The following is an 862-nucleotide window of genomic DNA, read 5'->3' on the forward strand; positions in this document are numbered from 1 at the left end:
GGATCTGGAGATCATGACCATGACTGAACAACGCCCACCACTGCCCCCTTTCACCCGCGAATCGGCAGCGGCCAAAGTCCGAGCTGCAGAGGACGGATGGAACAGTTGCGATCCGCACCGCGTGTCCCTCGCCTACAGCGTCGACAGCTATTGGCGTAACCGCGCGGAATTTGTCCAAGGACGCGAACGTATCGTCGAGTTCCTGGCGAGGAAGTGGACAAAAGAACTCGAATACCGGCTGATCAAGGAGCTGTGGGCTCATGACGGCGACCGCATCGGGGTGCGCTTCGCCTACGAGTACCGCGACGACTCCGGGAACTGGTACCGGGCATACGGCAACGAAAACTGGGAGTTCGACGAAAACGGGCTGATGCACCACCGTTATGCCTGCATCAATGATCTGCCGATCGAAGAATCTGAACGCAAATTCTTCTGGGATCGGYCTGGGCCCAGGCCAGCSGACCACCCGGGACTTTCCGAATTGGGACTGTAGCACATGCCAAAGATCGTCGCCGAGCGCTCGGACGTAATCCCATCCCTCGCCGAGATCTTTCGGGAGTATGGCTTCGACGGTGCAAGCCTATCGACCATCACCGAAAAGACCGGCCTCGGAAAGGGAAGCCTTTATCACTTCTTTCCCGGCGGGAAGGAAGAGATGGCCGCAGCCGTGCTCGGCGAGATCGACGAATGGTTCGCGACGCAGGTCTTCGAGCCGCTAAGGAGCGCGGACGATCCGCGTTCCGCAATCACCAGCATGTGTAGCTCGGTTGCCGGCTACTTTCGCTCCGGCCGCCGTGTATGCCTCATTGGCGCGTTTGCACTGGACAACGTCCGGAACCGCTTCAGCGATCGGGTCAGGGAT

Annotated in this window: 2 protein-coding genes; both read left to right on the forward strand. The window is 59.7% G+C overall.

The genetic code is table 11. The features are described 5' to 3' along the window. Positions 1–19 precede the first annotated feature (19 nt). Positions 20–493 carry a nuclear transport factor 2 family protein gene (locus ASD52_RS11120; protein ID WP_057224433.1) on the forward strand — a complete coding sequence of 158 codons (474 nt, stop codon included), beginning with the start codon at positions 20–22 and terminating at the stop codon, positions 491–493. Between the two features lie 3 nt (positions 494–496). Next, positions 497–862: TetR/AcrR family transcriptional regulator (locus ASD52_RS11125; RefSeq protein WP_156612962.1), on the forward strand; the 366-nt coding region annotated here is incomplete at its 3' end.

The sequence above is a fragment of the Ensifer sp. Root142 genome, from assembly GCF_001426785.1.
GTDB classification, from domain to species: Bacteria; Pseudomonadota; Alphaproteobacteria; order Rhizobiales; family Rhizobiaceae; genus Ensifer; species Ensifer canadensis.